The following is a 17,407-nucleotide window of genomic DNA, read 5'->3' on the forward strand; positions in this document are numbered from 1 at the left end:
GCGGGTGCGATCTTACCCGCTTCGTTTCAGCAACCCTTTTTTCTTCGCGTATTTTTCTACGTAATTGAAGACAACTATGCCTGCCGGCAAAAGTATAACACCGAGAAACAACAATGGTTTTATCTCCTGAAACAGTTGATTGCTGTTTGCACCATTTAGTATGGCGGCTCTCATGCCCCTGAGTGCATAAGTGGCAGGTGATAAAGCAGCAACTTTTTGCATCCATTCGGGTAGAACATCTATTTCGTAATAAACACCAGAAAACATAAGCAGAAGTGCTTGAAAAATGTGAACCACCTGAACGCCTTTTTCAGGGGAAATCAGTGGCAATACAGCACCAGCAACCCCGAGTCCTATAAACGAAATCGAGGCTGTTGCTAAAACAAGACCGGCGCTGGCAAAATTTGCTTCACTCAGATTCAGTTTGAACAGTAAAGAGACAAATACCAAGATTAGTCCACTTCTTAAAACACCATACATAACGCTGAAAAAACATACACTCAAAAGATGTGTTATTCGCTTTACAGGAGCCATGAAAGTGTATTCTATGGTATCTTCCCATCTTTCCCATGCAACTGTTTCAGCGACTATTTCAAACAGTACAGAAAGATATCCCCATAGAATTGATCCAATAAGCATATACATGATTAAATAATTTACATCAACCGTTGCTCCAAAACTAACCGCACCTTTGCCAATAAACCCCATCGTGACTGTATTAGCTATTGTGTAAGCAAAAAAAACTATCTCCCACTTCCAATACCTTTTTATCAGGTTGAAATTACGCTCTATAAAAGCTAAAGCAGCTCTCAATTCGTGAACAATGAACTCCATCAGACCACCTCCAGATCTATCTGTTCAAAATTTTCTCCGGTGTATTCGAAGAATACAGTCTCAAGTGACGCGTTTGGATACTTCTTTCTAAGGTTTTCCACGAGCTTTTTTGGTTCGCCTATGACAACCAGTTTTCCCTTATGGATGATCATTATTCTGTGACATAATTTGTACGCCTCATCCATATCATGCGTAGAAAGAAGTATGGTGCTTCCTTCTGTGCTTGCCTTGTGGACAAGTTCCTGAACCTCACGTTTGGCTCTTGGATCAAGCCCGGTTGTTGGTTCATCCAGAAGCAGCAAGCTCGGTTTGGTTAAAAACGCTCGAGCAATAGAAACCTTCTGTTGCATCCCGCGGGAAAAATCCTCTATAGGATCTTTCAACCTCGAATGATTGAATCCTATTGAAGCCATCAATTCGTGTATCTTTTTTAAAGCATATTTTTTGGAAAGTCCATAAATTCCTGCCGAAAAGAAGAGGTTTTCATATGCGGACAATTTTTTGAAAAAACTTGCTTCCACCGATACACGATGAATCAGTTTTCTAACCTTTTCTGGTTCCTTATTCACGTCGTGCCCGAAAACTTTTATACTACCTTCATCGGGAATAAGAAGCGTTGCTATCATTCTTATGAGGGTTGATTTTCCTGACCCATTTGGTCCAAGTATTCCAAATATCTCTCCTTTTTGCACGTCAAAAGACATGTTTTCGATTGCTTTCACGACTTCGCCTTTTTTTCTCTTGAAAAATTTACTGACATTTTTGACAGATACTGCTAACATGGGCTCACCTCTCTTACAATAAAAAAGGGGTTGTGCACCTTGCACAACCCCTTGTATTTTGACAAGTTTATTTTTAGGAATCTTCCAGGGCTTTTGCAAGGTGTTTTAACATTATGAACTCGAAACGATACATTGTTTTTCTCACCTTGCATGCCCCCTTTCCTGAGATCCAAAAATCGCTATGTGCTATTCTACAATACTTTCAGGAAAAATGCAAGTACTGTTTTTCAGGGCAACACGCAATTTTTTACACTTGCTTGACGATTATAATTTCGTGTATTATATTCAATGGTAATTTTCTTAAACAATCAGGGAGGCTTTCGATGAAAAAAATAGTCTTCGTATTTTTGCTTGTCACTGTACAGATTTTTGCTATTGATATGGATCGTTCTTTGGAGATCTACAGAACTCTGGTTGATAATTACGCTGAAGGAAATTATTCGGATGAGTTTTTGTCGTTCGTGAACAGAGAGATCAAAAACCTGTCACTTTATAGATATTACAGACTGTTGATTGCTGGAAGTATTGATAAACGTGAAGCGACTCCGGATGTTGGGGATTATCTGGGCGTGATGTATGATCATGTTCAGGCAGACGATGAAGATCAAAAGCTTGCTTATGCGCTTTTTCTTTCATATCTTGTTTCACAAATGGAAAAGAGTAATTTGAGCGTGGATGTTATAATGAAGAACAACGCTTTTATTAAATTTTTTAGCTCTTACAGAGATATCCTTAGCAAGGAGGCAAGAACATTTTTCACATGGATAATATGTTACAAATTGGGTTTAACAGACACAGCTCCTCCTGTGGAGACTGCCAGGATAACATCTATAGATAGTGTAACCTATTCATTTCAACCACCCGAAGATTTACCGCACATAAAAGATCTGAGTCGTTTTTACTATTCGGATCCATCTGTTGTGCAATCTGTTGAAGATGCTGTCAAAAGAATATTGGATAACTTCTCGAAAGATCCGAGTCGCCTGTCAGCTTATATAAATAGAGAAGCTGCTTTCCTTGCAAGAGACATATCCAAACCAGTAACTACTTTTCAAGCTGAAGTTGCACAAAATGCGGTTTTGACGACGCCAAAAAATGTAAATCTCTGGTGGATTCGATATATTGTTTATATTGTATTTATCGTAGTGGCCTTGAGATATAGAAAGCTTTTTACTGCAGCTCTTTCATTTATTGCCTCAGTAGAAACGATCTACCTGTTGTTGTTTTTTGATTTTCTTTCCTCCTCTGATTCACTCATTTATGGTATTCTGGCGGTTTTTGGCTTCGTACTGGCTTTTATTTTGTCGCTGAGAACTGCGTTCAGAAAGAAAAGATTTTTAGACCTGTCCATTGCTACTGCAATAATTCTTTTTATCTTTATCCCATTTGTACCGGAAAGTAAGGAGCTTTCCATGGAAAACTATGATCTTAGAAATTCCGTTTATTACAGTTTGTTAAAGAAAGATCTTTTTCAAGACGAATTATCCAAAATCTCGTATTTTGTTCGTGATCTGTCGTCTGTTTTGTATGTCAGCATGGATGAAACCAAGACTGTTCTCAACGATGTAGCTGATGTTTTGCAGAAAGCCAGAAACCTCGAAGCTATAGATGAGATATCTGTGAATGAAAGCCTTTATCTATTATTTTCTAATAAAATTGCCTTCTACAATTCTGATAATTTCATGCAAAGAACGAAGCTGTTTTCTGGTTTGGCACAAGATCTTGGAACTTATGTTGCAGACGAGAAAAGTCGAAAATCTGAATTCGAGTCTGCGTACAGAGATTTCTCGACGCACGTGAAAAGGATTATGACTTATTCTGCCGATTATTTGAGAAAAGATTTTGCCGATTATATAGAACAACTCTTTTCGATGAAATATCCAATACTCTCAAATATAGCACCAAAGCTTTCTTTACATGATTACATTAGCACCGAAGTCAAGAAACCAAGTATACCTTTGAGCAGAGAAAAAACAGCTCTTTCGATTGCTCTGGCTGCGATGTTTGTATTTTTTATGACTAAGATATCTGGAGCGAAAGTCAGTTTCTTTCCATCACTTATTCTGGCTATTTTTTCAATAGTAAAATGGTTTTCTGCCAGAAGCATGGAGGTGTTTGTCGAACAGGGTCTACCAACACTTGTGTTGAAGGAATCAGGCTGGTTTAATCCTGGTATATTTTTTATCGCAGTTCTTATTTTTGGTGTTAACCTGTTCAAACTTTTCAGAAAGGGGGCGGATGTTTTATGAAAAAACTACTGGTGTTATCGTTGTTGATGGGGCTTGTAGTCTTCGCAATGGCATTCAAGGTTATCATGGTTACGGACGTAGGTGGCCTCGGCGACAAATCTTTTAACGATGGAACATGGGAAGGTGCTTTAATAGCAGCGAAAGAGATAGGAGCAGAGGCTCAGGTTATTCAGTCGTACGAACAGGCAGATTATATTCCAAACCTTACTAAAGCGGCTCAGCAAGGTGATGTTGTCTTCGCGGTTGGGTTTATGATGACTGATGCACTTTTCAAGGTTGCAAAGCAATTCCCGGAGACGTATTTCGTCGGAATTGATATTACTCCACCCGAGGGACAGGATTTACCAAATGTTGTTTGTTACATCTTCAAAGAAGAGCAAGCGGGGTTTTATGCTGGTTACATTGCTGCGGCCATGACATCAACCGGCAAGATTGGCTTTGTTGGAGGTATCCCAATACCGCCAGTTGAAAGGTTTAGATATGGATTCGAAGCTGGAGCAAAAACTTATTCAACACTTCATAAGAAAAAAGTGGATGTTCTGAAAGGTTACACGAATGATTTTGAAGATCCTAAAAAAGGAAAGGATCTCACACTTGCACAGTATGCTCAGGGAGCCGACATAGTTTTTCTTGCAGCTGGTGCCTGCGGCAATGGTGGCATAGAAGCAGCGAAAGAGAAAATGACAGCACTTGTAGGATCTGACAAACTTGTAGATATAATTGATTACTATGCAAAGAATAAAAAAGGATATTTTGCAATAGGTGTGGATGTTGACCAGGATTACATGGCACCAGGCGTCGTTCTATGCAGCGCCACAAAAGGAATATCCTCTGCCGCTTATTATGGTGTCAAAGCTGCCTGGGAAGGAACTTTTGAGGGAGGTTTAAAAGTTCTTGGTGTTAAAGAAAATGGTGCTGGTGTTAGCCCGATGAAATACACCAAAGGTATGGTTGCAAATTCTGTGATCGCTGAACTTGAATATCTAACAAAGCTTATCAAAGATGGAAAGATAATCATTCCAGATACGGAGGATGCTTTGAAAGCTTTTCAGGTTCCTGAGATAACATTTCCATTTTGATACTTAAAGGGGGCAAGATTGCCCCCTTTGAGCTTTTGGAGGTTAGATTGTGGAAAAAGCTGTTGAAATGATAGAGATTGTCAAGCAATTTCCTGGTGTTCTTGCCAATGATCATGTGAATCTCACTGTAATGAAGGGTGAGATTCATGCAATTGTCGGGGAGAATGGTGCAGGAAAAACAACCCTGATGAACCAGCTGTATGGTTTACTGAGGCCAGATTCCGGACAGATAAAAATCTTCGGGAAAACAGTTTCTTTTAAAGGACCTCGAGATGCAATAGCAATAGGAATAGGAATGGTTCATCAACATTTTATGCTTGTCAACAATTTAACAGTTGCTGAAAATGTGGTGCTTGGTTCTGAAACCACACGTGGTATACTGTTCGACTTAAAGAGAGCGCAAAAGGAAGTTGATCAACTATCACGTTCTTATGGTTTGATAGTTGACCCAACTGCAAAGATAGAAGATCTTCCTGTAGGAATGCAACAGAGGGTAGAAATAATCAAGACACTTTACCGTGGAGCAGAAATCCTGATACTTGATGAACCCACAGCTGTTCTTACTCCCCAAGAAACTGAGGAACTTTTTAATATATTGAGAAGGCTTCGAGAAAATGGGAAAACCATTGTTTTTATTTCACATAAATTGAATGAAGTAATGGAAATAAGCGATAGAATAACTGTAATGAGGCAAGGGCGGGTAACAGGAGTTCTAAACAAAAACGAAACAAATGCAAGGGAAATAGCCCGTTTGATGGTTGGTAGGGATATAGTTTTCACTGTTCAAAAGCCGCCAGCGAAACCATCAGATGTCGTGCTTAGGGTCGAAAATCTCTGGGTAAAGGATTACAGAAAACTTGATGCTGTCAAGGGCATTAGTTTCGAAGTTAGAGGCGGAGAAATTTATGGGATAGCAGGCGTGGCGGGGAATGGCCAGACAGAGCTTGTAGAAGCACTAACTGGTTTGAGAAAACCAGAAAGAGGGAGAATTTTTCTTCTTGGCGAAGATGTTACAGGAAAAACAGTAAAGGACCTCAGAGAAAGTGGCATGGCTCATATTCCAGAGGACAGGCACAGGTATGGATTGGTACTTCAATATCCTGCCTATTACAATATGATACTTGGCAGACATTACAAGCCTCCTTTTGCAAAAAGTGATTTTCTGAACCTTAAAGAAATACAGAGTTTTTCAAGAAGAGTTTTCTCGCAATTCGATATCAGACCAAACAATATAAAAATGGCCGGTATGAACTTTTCTGGTGGGAATCAACAAAAATTGGTAGTAGCCAGAGAAATGAGCGCTAAGCCTAAAATTATAGTAGTTTCACAACCAACACGCGGACTGGATGTGGGTGCGATAGAATTTATCCACAAAGCGCTTGTAGAGTTGAGAGATACAGGAGTCGCAATATTGCTTATTTCGATGGAACTCGATGAAATTATGTCCCTCAGTGATAGAATAGCGGTCATGTACGCTGGTCAGATAATGGGTGAAGTGCGTCCCGAAGAAGTAACTATTGAAGAAATTGGATTGATGATGGCAGGACACAAATTTGAAGAAATCAGGAGGTAAGAAAATTGAACAGTAAAGTTTGGGCTTTCATCGTACCAGCGGTTTCAGTGTTAATAGCGCTATTGATATCATCTGTCATCATAATGTTAATAGGTCAAAATCCGATAACTGCATATGCTGCCCTTTTCAAAGGAGCATTTGGATCAAAACTGGCAATAGCTTCAACAATTGTTAAAACTACTCCGTTAATTTTGACTGGGTTGGCAGTTGGATTTGGATTCAGGGCAGGCTTGTTCAACATAGGAGCGGAAGGTCAAATGATTGTAGGAGCGATGATAGCAACAGCATTTGCAATAAATATAAGCTGGATGCCGGCAGTCTTTGCAATTCCATTGACAATGATAGTTGGTATGCTTGCAGGAGCAGGATATGCTGCAATAGCTGGCATTTTGAAAGCAAAGACAGGCGCTCATGAGGTTGTGACGACAATCATGCTAAATTGGATAGCTGAATATTTGTCAACTTATGTTGTCACTGTACCGATGGGTGTTGGACTGGGAACACCCAAAAGCCCGGAAATAGCCAACTCAGCCAAATTACCTCCAATTATGACTGTTCAGGCTACAGAATTGACTTCTGGAATAATTGTGGCTGTCTTGGCAGCAATAGTTATGTATATAGTACTTGAGAAGACAACAAAAGGATATGAATTGAAAGCTACCGGTTTCAATATCTATGCTGCCGAGTATGGAGGAATAAGCATATCACGGAATATCGTGCTTGCCATGGCAATTAGTGGAGCTCTATCTGGTTTGGCTGGAACACTTGAAGTTATGGGGGTTCATCACAGATTTCTTGGTACCCTGTCTGGTGGGAAGGGATTTGATGGTATCTCGATCGCACTTATTGGGCAAAATAATCCTATTGGTATCGTCTTTGCAGCACTTCTTATGGGATCGTTAAGAACAGGATCAAATGAGATGCAGTTTGTCGGGGTACCCAAGCACATCATTCTCATTGTGCAGGCCATAGTTATATTTCTTGTAGCTGCTGATAGAATTGTCAGAACGATTCTTATTAGAAAAAAGAAGGTGATGTCACAGTGAGGATCTTTCAAGCACTCGTTGATATATTTGCTAATCCAGCATTTTATAAACTTACTTTGACAGCTGCAACGCCATTTATTTTTGCATCGCTTGGTGGGGTTTTCAGCGAAATAACAGGTGTTGTTAATATAGCTTTAGAGGGCATTATGCTTATGGGAGCATTTGTATCTGTGGTTTTTACTTATCTTACGGGTAATGCTTGGCTAGGAGTGTTATTTGCGGTGATTGTTGGATTGGGTATGGCCTGGCTACATGCCTGGGCAAGCATTAAATGGAGAGGCAATCAAATCGTTTCCGGTACGGCTTTAATACTTCTGGCTCAAGGCGTAACTGGTTTTCTTATGGAACCAATTTTCGGTAGGCCAGGCCAAACAGATATAGTTGGTAAAATCCAGGAACTTCGCATACCGTTGTTTATGAAAAATGATTTTCTGGCCCGATCGATCGGAGAGCTCAGTCCCATGATATATATGGCTTTTGGTTGCGTTGCCCTGGCATGGTTTTTGATATATAAAACTAAATTAGGATTGAGAATGAGGGCAGTTGGAGAAAATCCCGAAGCGGCTGATACGCTTGGAGTAAATGTTTATCTGATAAGGTACTTTGGTGTGCTTATGAGCGGTGTTATGGCAGCCCTTGGTGGGGCATTTTTAAGTGTGGGAGAAGTAGGTAATTTCAGAGAATTAATGACCGGCGGAAGAGGATTCATAGCACTTGCCGCTATGATTCTTGGCAACTGGAATCCTATTGGAGCAATGTGGGCAAGTTTGTTGTTTGGTTTTTCTGAAGCATTTGCCAATCAGCTTCAAAGTAGCCCGTTACTTCATGTTGCTTCCTCAACTAAACCATTGTTTAATATGTTTCCTTTCATTGTGACACTGATAGTTATTGCTGGATTTATAGGTAGAACACGTTCTCCAGCAGCAGATGGGGTACCTTATGAAAAGTGAGGTGTTTTTGTGAGGACAATTTTGGTAATTTTGATGATTTCTATACCATCTTTTCTCTTTGCAACCTCCTGGATAATTGGTGGAGGAATGGTATTTGGGGATTTGAGTGGATGGAATTTATCAACAGGACTTGTAGATAATTCGTATTCAGTTGAAGCTGGGCTGAATTTCGACATAGGTAAAACAATAGAAGGTTCTTCTGTTAATCTTTACAATTTCGAATTTCTCGCTAAAATACCGCTTTACAGGATAGATGGTTTTCAGTTAGGACCATCTGTGGCTCTGAAGTATGGAAATTATCCGATTGATCAATCTTCCACAGATACAACAATAAAATCTGGCTTTTCGGCAGGTTTTTATGGATCATATCGTCTGGAAAATTTACTTTTTGACTTTGGATTTCTCTATCCTGTGATTGATGAATTTGATTTTGTTCATTCTCTATATGCATCCGTTAAATTTTTCGTCAACCCTCCGGAAAAAGGATTCATAGATCAATTGTTTATTGGGTGTGACTTCCTCATGGGGAGAATTCGCATCATGGTTGGTTTGATTGAACCTTTTTAATAATTTCAAATTTGATTTCATCACCGTCTTTTAATTCGTCTACGAATGATGCTGGCTTTCCATTGAGAAAAATCTTATAATCTTTGAATTCATCAATATTCAGCTGAATTTCAGCCAGAGCATCTGCCACTATTGGTTGCCAGTATATCTGTTCTATTTGCATGCCGTCTTGTAATTCTTTATCGCGGCTTGTATATTCACCGTTCACTTTTACAGCATCGTTTTTTGGTTTCAACTTAATTGTTTTGCCGTTGAAAATTATCTCGAAAATCTTATCTTGCTTATGAAGAATATCGTCAATCTTTACTTTGCGGCCTTCGAAAATATATCGTTGCTCTTTATCGTTTTCTACAAAATTAACGAGATTCAGAACCATTTTCTTAACAGATCTCGTCTCATTGTTTAAAGTGTAACTCACATAGCCTATTTTTTCTTCCACGATTTTTCTTATTTCATCAATATTTATATCTTTTACAACGATTTTGTCACCGTCGAGAATTTGATAATTTAGATCTTCCATTAATTTTCCATTGACGAGGACTTGGGGATAAATTTTCATAAAATCTTTCCCGTTTATTTCTATGTTGATTTCCTTGACAAAGTCCAGAATTTTTGGCGTATATACCTCTTCTTCAGGTTTAGCAAGTATTTCTATTTCATCCCCATTTCTAACTGTCTGGTGAAATGCCGCTTCTGAACCGTTCAGGATAATTTTTTTGCCTCCGATAATTTTTCCCGGAATCACTCTGGTTTCGCCATTCAGTTCGAACACCAGAGCTGGTAAAGGTTTGCCCAGCAATTCAGAAAGCTTGAATCCTTTCTGTGTTAATATCTGTAAAATTGTCTGAGTTTGCCCCAGCTTTAGCAGTCTGACTTTCTCACCGTTTATTTTGACAACATCATATATACTTCCTGAAGCGCTGACACTGCTGTAGGCGATACCCGCTAAGGTTACGTACTCACTCCCGATAAAGTTATCTTTTGTGCTTTTGACGCAATTTAAATTCTCAACAGTTTTTAATGTAATGTACTCCTCAGGTAAATTCAACGCTTCTGATAGTTTTTTGCGAAAAACGCTGAGTTTTGCTCCCCCACCCACGAGAAATACCACGCTTGGTTTTCCGAGATTTAATTTTTCAATTCGCTCTGCGATACTTTTTGAAATCGTTTCAACCACAGGGTTTACAACGTCGAGAATTGATGACCTATCGATAGAAATTTTTCTACCTGTTACATCAACGGCTTCTATTGTTTCCTGCTTATCAATTCTACGTTTAACCTGTTCTGTTGTAAGGAAGTCAAGCAAATAATGTTGAGCGATGGCTTCCGTTATCTCATCTCCTGCCATGGGCACCATATCGTATCCAACAATTGTGCCCGCTTTAGAAATAGCTATATCACTTGTTCCAGCACCAACGTCTATCAGGGCTATGTTGAGGAGTCTGATATCTTCCGGGACAGATATCTGCAATGCTGCCATGGGTTCTAAGGTCAAAAATGAAGGTTTCAATCCTGCCTTGTGTAAAGCTGATATCATGGCATCTACAACCTGAACAGGTAGAAGTGCTACAACTGCCCGAACATAAAGCTTCCTTCCTTTATGCCCAGCCGGGTTTTTTATCCAAAAATCATCAAGACGATATTCCATTACAGAATATCCTACGCAATGGAGTTCTGTTCCGGTTTCGTCGCTTACTGGAGCTTTTGCTACTGCACCAGATTCAAGTTGTCTGATAATTTCTTCGTCTATTGTTTTGTTTGGAATTTCTATTTCATTTTCAACAACTACTGTTTTTAAAAATCTTCCCGCAACTGCAACCGCGACTTCTTTGAGTTCAATTTCATTCCTTCTCTCTAAACGATCTCTGACAATTTCTATAGTTTTTGCAACATTTTTTATGTCATGTATTTGACCATCAAGCATGCTTCGGGTCGAATGTTCTACCACATCAAAATCAACAACATTCAAAATATCGTCTTGAAAATATCCTATTAGCCCGGCTACTTTCCTGGTTCCAACATCCAGGGCAAATATCAACCTTACACCTCCACAACAGTTACTCCAGTACCGCCTTCGCTCGGGGTACCGAATCTGTACTTCTTAACCCTTCCATCTCGCCTGAGCACTTCCCATATTCCTACTGCTAATCTCCCTGTCCCTTTTCCATGAATCACGTACCCTACCTTAAATTCAGATAGAACCAGCTTGTCTATGAAATCCTCTACCAGAGGTTCTGCTTCTTCAACAGTCAGACCTCTTACATCTATTTCTGGTTTGCTCAGGGGGTTGTAATAAGAAAAAACAGGATGGGGATTTGATGAATCTTTGAGTTTTTCAGGAGGTATTTTAACAAGTGACGATGAATATGCCTCAATTTTTATGCCAGAAAAATCAACTACGAACTTTTCGCCTCTCATTCCAACAACTTTACCAATAGCTCCTCCATTTTTCAATTGAACAGTATCTCCTGTTGTTATATTTTCTGAGAGAGCTGTTTCCCCAAGCATTTCCATTTTTCTGATTGTTCTTGACTGCCTTTCAAAGATTTTTGACGCATTCCTGAGTGCTTCAAGATCTCTATCGCGCTTTCTCACATTACTTATTGCCTCGTCAATTTGCTTTTTCATTTCCTTTATATAGTTGTACATATTTTTCAATTCTTCGTCAAGTTCTTCAACTCTTCCTTTTTTGAGCCTTTCATATTTTTTCTTGTATTCTTCTTTAATTTTCTTGAGTTCTTCCTGTTCTTCCTCAAGAGCTCTGATTTTCTCCTGGAGAATAATACTTTGCTTTTGATATTTTTCGATAGCTTTCTCAATATTCATGTAATCTTCGCCCATCAAACGGCGGGCGTTTTCAAGAATAGTTTCATCAACTCCCAGCTTTCTCGCAATCTCAAATGCATGCGAGGCACCTGGAACTCCCATCAGAACGCGGTATGTTGGTTTCAGTGTTTCTGGATCAAATTCAACTGAAGCACTGACAAAGTTATCATCATTGGCAGCATAAACTTTCACCGGTGTCAGATGAGTTGTTGCGATGAATTTGCAGCCTGATTGTTTAAGTTTATCCATTATTGCCAGGGCTAATGCCGCGCCCTCCATTGGATCAGTTCCTGACCCAAGCTCGTCAAGCAGCACCAGCGTTGTTTGATCTGCTATACTCAGCGCTCTGGCTATATTTGCCATATGAGATGAAAAAGTACTCAGGTTCTGTTGAATATCCTGTTCATCGCCAACATCTATTACAATTTTTGAAAAACCCGGCAATTTTGAGTTTTTGTCGCAGGTCAGAGGAAATCCAGCCATCATCATACTGCAGAACAAACCAACGGTTTTCAGTGTCACTGTTTTCCCGCCCGTATTTGGTCCAGTAATCACAAGACCACATTTATCTTTTGCGAGTTCTACGTCAATAGCAACAACTTTTTGTGGATCTATAAGTGGATGCCTTGCAGAAATGAGCTTGATCACACCTTCCTGTGAGGGATAGATGACATGTGCATTGTATTTAAGAGCAAACACAGCTCTTGCGTACAATGAATCTATGTATGCAAGAGTTTGCAAATCAGATTTGATTTTACGCCAGTTGTCAAATAACCTCAAAGTCAGATCCCTTAATATTTTGTTGATTTCATCCTGCTCTTGGTCTCTAAGTTCTCTAATGTTATTGTTCAATGGAACAAATTGCTCTGGTTCAACAAAATATGTTACAGCTGTAGAGGAAACAGAATGCACTATTCCTTTGATTTGAGATTTATATGAAGCTTTAACAGGAAAGACATGCCTTCCATCTCTGATGGTTGCAACCGGCTCTTGCAAAAAATTCCTGTGAGAGTTAACGAAATTCTCAATTTCTTTGCGAATTTTCTTTGTAATTTTTTTCTGTTCGTCTCTTATTTCTTTTAGTTTTTCAGATGCGTTATCACGAACCCATCCGTTTTCATCTATACACTTGTGTATTTCTTCAACCATCTTTGTGTAATTACCGAGAGAACCACTCAGTTGTTTTGTTCGAAAATCATCAGCAAGATCAGATAAGTTCTTTTTGACGACCCCAATAATAGATAGCAAATCAGCCATTTTTAGCAATTCTTCAGAACCAAGGGTTTGCGCGCTTTCTATTTTTTCGAAAATATCATCCTGGTCTATCAATGTCAGATTTGATGGCAGAATATCATATTCACTTTTGACAATTTTTATAAACTCGTCAACTGCATTTAATTCATCATGAGGATTGTCTACTGGTTTGAAGCTTTCAAGTAGTTTTTTTCCACAATTGCTCAGCGCGAATTTTTTAACTATAGAGACAATTTTGTCGAAATCGAGTCGTTCAAGTGTATAAACCTCTATTTCTTACACCTCCATATGACCCTATTCTAATATTTGAATATGGCTTTCGAATTCTCGTGTTTTTCCTGACGAATGAATTCGAACAATTAGTTTATATATTCCCGGCTGAGTGATCGCCGATGAATTTTTCGGAAGAAATTTAAAAATTTCATACCTTGCATAAGGGTCCAACCATATTCTAACAGAGGTCTTCTGAAAATCAAGGGCGCTTGGTGGCAGTAAAACTTCCAGTTTATCCAGAAGTAGAAAAATATCTTTTGCTGTGGGATTTTGAAGATATACAGAAAAAGACATCTTAGCACCTAATGGATTTTGCTTTGGTGCATCAGTATAAAAATCTACCTTTTCTATATTACTGCCGTAATCATATTCGCGAACGCAGGCTACTGGAAGCGATAAAGAAGTCAGTGAGCCATTCACTTCAGCTTGAATGGAAAGAATATAACGCCCCTCCTGCTGAAATTGAAATTTCAAATCGTCTTCGATCAAGACACTTTTACCTACACCCACTTCTGACCACATTTTCTGATCAAAAGAATCTTCTTGCCAGATAATTTCATTGTTTTTTTTCAGAGTAACTTTCAAAGATTTTACTTCCAGATCTCTCAAATGTGCAGTATTATTGATTAAATAAACAGATAACTTCATAATTTCTCCCGGAAAATAGAAATCCATTAGTCCATCAACATCTACCTGATATTTTTCAACACTTAAAAAAGTTTTCTGGGCAGTAATCTGCTGGCCGTTAACATTAACTTTTACGTGTACAATGTACTCTCCAGCCTCGAGAGATGTAAGTTCTACCTCTCTTTTCAGGTCGAAAAGCAAACGGCTTGTGAATGGTTCGAGGCTGGCACTTACTGTGTCCTTTTGAACAAAACTGTAGACAGTTTTATCCCCTTTGTTTATACTCAGTGTAAACCCGTCGAGAATCACTTCACGTTCTTTATTATAGTTGTTGTAGAGCCTTACCTGCAAATCAAGTGGTAAACCTGAATTATAGGGGCTTTCTACCTGTAAGAGGAGCTGGTTAATATCTGATTCTTCCGACGGAAGTTGAGCATAATACAATCTCAAACCAAAAAAGAAAATCAGCACAACGACTAAATTAAATATTAAAAAATAAAAACCTTGCCTGCGATATTTCTTTGTGTTTTCCTTTTCTCTCTTGAGAAATTCCTGCTCCTGTTTTTTCCAATCGTCAGGGTCTCTGGAAAAATATTTCATGTCCCGGTCGTCACCCTAAGGACTTCTTCAAAAGAAGTAATTCCTTTTAAAACTTTTTCAAATCCATCTATGAACATGGGGCGCATTCCCATTCGAAGTGCCAGATCATAAATCTCCCTTTCGCCACCACCTGAGACTATAAGATCTTTCACATCTCTATTAACTATTAATACCTCTCCTACTGCTACACGACCTTTGTAACCGGTGCCGTTGCATTCAGCACAACCATTTCCGGCAACATATTCAACAGGTTCTATTTCAGGAAAGGCTGCTTTCCACATTTCAGTATATTCTTTTCTTAGCTCGGTTTTTATTCTGCAGTTTTCACACAATTTTCTGACAAGGCGCTGGCTTATCACACCTATCAGCGAAGTTGCAATCATGTGCCTGTCAATACCCATGTTAACCATCCTGTCAATTGCTGCGGCAGCGCTGTTCGTATGCAAAGTACTTAAAACCAGATGGCCGGTAAGAGAAGCCTCGATTGCAAGGCCTGCCGTTTCTTTATCTCTCATCTCTCCAACCATAATAATATCTGGATCCTGTCTTAAAAAGGATCTCAAATATCTTGCAAATGTCAACCCAATTTCAGGATTCACCTGACATTGAGTAACGCCATCTATTGTGTACTCCACTGGGTCTTCAGCGGTTATTATATTCAATGTAACATCTTTCAGCTTATTTATCATTGCAACTAAAGTGGTAGATTTTCCACTTCCGGTAGGACCAGTTACAAGAATTATTCCATTTGGACGTTTAAGAAGATTCGATATATGTTTATAGTTGAATTCGCTGAAGCCAAGTTCCTCAAGTTGTTTGTACGCGCCTGATACTTTCAATATTCTCATAACTATTTTTTCGCCATGAACAGATGGCATCGTTGAAACACGAAAATCATACTGGTCCCCCTGAATGTTCATGTAAAACTTGCCATCTTGGGGCAATCTCTTCTCAGATATATCAAGGCCTGACATGATTTTTATTCTTGTGGCAACAGCGCCATGTTGAGATTTAGAATAATCGGTTATTTTTCTCAAAAGACCATCTACTCTGTAGCGAACTCTTACGTAATTTCTGAATGGCTCAATATGAATATCGCTCGCTTCCATTTGAACAGCTTTTTGAACTATGGCATTGACCATTCTAACGACAGGCGCTTCCACGTCTGCAAAAGTCTCTTCCGTTTCTTCCTCTACAATTTCAAACTGCTCAACAGGTATTTCTTCCGCCAGAGCCATAGGAGCTCCTTTAACATGCTGTTCATACATTAATGAGAAAAGTGTGGGAGTTATAAGGTAGATTACAGGGTCTTTACCTGTCAAAAATTTTATTTCGCTGGTAATACGTGATATGTTGTACACGCTATCTGTTACAACAACTATTTTGTCATCTTTTTTATCAACAGGAATAGCTCTTAATTCATCAATCATGGCTTTTGGTATACCTCTCAGCACGTCAACCGGAATTGCACGAGGTGGGTCTTTTAGCATTGGAATGTTGTATTGCTGGCTTAAGGCTTCTGTAATTTCTTCCCAGGTGATAATACCCATTTCGACAAGAATTTCACCTATGGCTTTTCGATTCTTTCTTTGCTCATCTAAAGCCTTTATTAACTCTTCTTTGGTTATTAAACCCTTTTCAACCAATATTTCACCAAGTCTTTTATATCTTGGCTTATCCAATGCCATTCATATCCTCCAAGCCCAGTCGATAGACAGCGGGGATTTCGCTCTCCGGGAAAAGATATCTATCCTCTTCATCAAAACCTGTTGCTATTAGAGTTACTCTCAATTCATCGTTTTCAAGTTCATCGTCGATTATCAAACCAAATTTTACATCGGCATCTTCACTGCAGTTTTCTCTAATAATCGCAGCTGCTACATGCATCTCCCTTAATTGTACAGTTCGTGGTGCTGAAACATTTAAAATAATCGCCTTTGCATTTTCCACCGGACGATCCATAAGCTTGCTTTCCATAGCTCTCTTAGCAGCTTCTACTGCTCTGTTTTCGCCCTTTCCGAGCCCTATACCAAGCATGGCTGCTCCGGCATTTCTCATAACTGATTCCACATCGGCAAAATCGAGATTGATATAACCCCGTTTAGTTATCAATTCTGATATACCCTTCACACCCTGATGAAGCGTTTCATCAGCTTTCAAGAACGCATTTACTACTGTTACATCAGGTGGCAATTCTTCAAGCAGTTTGTTGTTTGAGATCCTGATCAAAGTATCTACGTTTTTTCTTAATTTTCTTAACCCCTCTACTGCAACATTCCAGCGTTCTTTTCCTTCAAAATAAAACGGAGTTGTGATGACGGCGACGGTGAGCGCTCCCATACTTTTAGCAATTTCGGCTATGACTGGTGTGGCGCCTGTTCCTGTACCACCACCGAATCCAGCAGTAATGAAGAGCATGTCAGCATCTTGCAAAGCTTGCTCAAGTTCTTCTCTGCTCTCTTCCGCTGCTTCTTCACCAACTTGCGGGTCACCTCCTGCTCCAAGCCCGCGAGTTCTCTTTTCGCCAATTTGTATCTTTATGTTCGCTTTGTTTTCCTCCAGCACTTGAACATCTGTGTTTACAGCAATAAAAGAAACATCTTTTATACCTATTTCCACCATTCTATTGATGGCATTATTCCCAGCGCCCCCAACACCTATCACTTTTATTACAGGGATACGCTTTTTAGTGAATCTATCTGATCCGTTTGTTTTTGATTTTCCCAGTTCAAATGGCATGGAATCTA

General features: G+C 39.3%; 13 protein-coding genes. 6 read left to right on the top strand and 7 right to left on the bottom strand.

Features of this window, described 5'->3' with window-relative positions; all coding sequences use genetic code 11:
- Positions 1-12: 12 nt before the first annotated feature.
- Positions 13-834, bottom strand: a complete 822-nt coding sequence (locus TEL01S_RS05250) for an ABC transporter permease (RefSeq protein ID WP_012003087.1) — start codon at positions 832-834, stop codon at positions 13-15.
- Positions 834-1,616: an ABC transporter ATP-binding protein gene (locus TEL01S_RS05255; protein ID WP_012003088.1), complete on the bottom strand. Its 783-nt coding sequence runs from the start codon at positions 1,614-1,616 to the stop codon at positions 834-836. The genes TEL01S_RS05250 and TEL01S_RS05255 overlap by 1 nt, the downstream gene beginning before the upstream one ends.
- A 323-nt stretch (positions 1,617-1,939) precedes the next feature.
- Here TEL01S_RS05255 and TEL01S_RS05260 point away from each other — a divergent pair, with 323 nt between their 5' ends.
- From TEL01S_RS05260 to TEL01S_RS05285, 6 genes are read left to right on the top strand one after another with little or no spacing between them, the layout of a single operon-like run.
- Positions 1,940-3,865: a hypothetical protein gene (locus tag TEL01S_RS05260; protein ID WP_028843205.1), complete on the top strand. Its 1,926-nt coding sequence runs from the start codon at positions 1,940-1,942 to the stop codon at positions 3,863-3,865.
- Complete coding sequence (locus tag TEL01S_RS05265; protein WP_012003090.1) at positions 3,862-4,944, top strand: BMP family lipoprotein; 1,083 nt, start codon at positions 3,862-3,864, stop codon at positions 4,942-4,944. The genes TEL01S_RS05260 and TEL01S_RS05265 overlap by 4 nt, the downstream gene beginning before the upstream one ends.
- A 49-nt stretch (positions 4,945-4,993) precedes the next feature.
- On the top strand, positions 4,994-6,517 hold the full coding sequence (locus tag TEL01S_RS05270) for an ABC transporter ATP-binding protein (RefSeq protein ID WP_012003091.1): 1,524 nt from the start codon (positions 4,994-4,996) through the stop codon (positions 6,515-6,517).
- Between the two features lie 5 nt (positions 6,518-6,522).
- Positions 6,523-7,563 carry an ABC transporter permease gene (locus TEL01S_RS05275; RefSeq protein ID WP_012003092.1) on the top strand — a complete coding sequence of 347 codons (1,041 nt, stop codon included), beginning with the start codon at positions 6,523-6,525 and terminating at the stop codon, positions 7,561-7,563.
- Positions 7,560-8,513, top strand: a complete 954-nt coding sequence (locus TEL01S_RS05280) for an ABC transporter permease (protein WP_012003093.1) — start codon at positions 7,560-7,562, stop codon at positions 8,511-8,513. Before TEL01S_RS05275 ends, TEL01S_RS05280 begins: the two co-directional genes overlap by 4 nt.
- A gap of 9 nt (positions 8,514-8,522) precedes the next feature.
- The gene (locus tag TEL01S_RS05285) at positions 8,523-9,080 is read left to right on the top strand and encodes a hypothetical protein (RefSeq protein WP_012003094.1); all 558 of its coding nucleotides are present in this window, start codon (positions 8,523-8,525) and stop codon (positions 9,078-9,080) included.
- On the opposite strand, the gene TEL01S_RS05290 is transcribed toward TEL01S_RS05285, so the two are convergent.
- Genes TEL01S_RS05290 through ftsZ form a run of 5 tightly spaced genes read right to left on the bottom strand, consistent with a single transcriptional unit; the run spans position 9,052 to position 17,399 of the window.
- A complete protein-coding gene (locus tag TEL01S_RS05290; RefSeq protein WP_012003095.1) occupies positions 9,052-11,118 on the bottom strand; it encodes a cell division protein FtsA in 2,067 nt (688 codons plus the stop codon). The two genes, TEL01S_RS05285 and TEL01S_RS05290, sit on opposite strands and share 29 nt — an antisense overlap.
- 2 nt (positions 11,119-11,120) lie before the next feature.
- Complete coding sequence (locus TEL01S_RS05295; RefSeq protein ID WP_012003096.1) at positions 11,121-13,433, bottom strand: endonuclease MutS2; 2,313 nt, start codon at positions 13,431-13,433, stop codon at positions 11,121-11,123.
- Between the two features lie 21 nt (positions 13,434-13,454).
- Positions 13,455-14,660, bottom strand: a complete 1,206-nt coding sequence (locus tag TEL01S_RS05300; RefSeq protein ID WP_028843204.1) for a hypothetical protein — start codon at positions 14,658-14,660, stop codon at positions 13,455-13,457.
- Positions 14,657-16,348 (bottom strand): GspE/PulE family protein, encoded by a 1,692-nt coding sequence (locus tag TEL01S_RS05305; RefSeq protein WP_012003098.1) that lies wholly within the window; start codon positions 16,346-16,348, stop codon positions 14,657-14,659. Before TEL01S_RS05305 ends, TEL01S_RS05300 begins: the two co-directional genes overlap by 4 nt.
- The gene (gene ftsZ, locus TEL01S_RS05310; protein WP_012003099.1) at positions 16,335-17,399 is read right to left on the bottom strand and encodes a cell division protein FtsZ; all 1,065 of its coding nucleotides are present in this window, start codon (positions 17,397-17,399) and stop codon (positions 16,335-16,337) included. The genes TEL01S_RS05305 and ftsZ overlap by 14 nt, the downstream gene beginning before the upstream one ends.
- Positions 17,400-17,407 lie beyond the last annotated feature (8 nt).

The sequence above is a fragment of the Pseudothermotoga elfii DSM 9442 = NBRC 107921 genome, from assembly GCF_000504085.1.
GTDB lineage: Bacteria > Thermotogota > Thermotogae > Thermotogales > DSM-5069 > Pseudothermotoga_B > Pseudothermotoga_B elfii.

What these genes read in the sequence shown, in the direction of transcription:
- TEL01S_RS05255 (WP_012003088.1), bottom strand. Translation starts at nt 1,616, where the DNA reads ATGTTAGCAGTATCTGTCAAAAATGTCAGTAAATTTTTCAAGAGAAAA.
- TEL01S_RS05305 (WP_012003098.1), bottom strand. Translation starts at nt 16,348, where the DNA reads ATGGCATTGGATAAGCCAAGATATAAAAGACTTGGTGAAATATTGGTT.
- ftsZ (WP_012003099.1), bottom strand. Translation starts at nt 17,399, where the DNA reads ATGCCATTTGAACTGGGAAAATCAAAAACAAACGGATCAGATAGATTC.
- TEL01S_RS05250 (WP_012003087.1), bottom strand. Translation starts at nt 834, where the DNA reads ATGGAGTTCATTGTTCACGAATTGAGAGCTGCTTTAGCTTTTATAGAG.
- TEL01S_RS05300 (WP_028843204.1), bottom strand. Translation starts at nt 14,660, where the DNA reads ATGAAATATTTTTCCAGAGACCCTGACGATTGGAAAAAACAGGAGCAG.
- TEL01S_RS05260 (WP_028843205.1), top strand. Translation starts at nt 1,940, where the DNA reads ATGAAAAAAATAGTCTTCGTATTTTTGCTTGTCACTGTACAGATTTTT.
- TEL01S_RS05265 (WP_012003090.1), top strand. Translation starts at nt 3,862, where the DNA reads ATGAAAAAACTACTGGTGTTATCGTTGTTGATGGGGCTTGTAGTCTTC.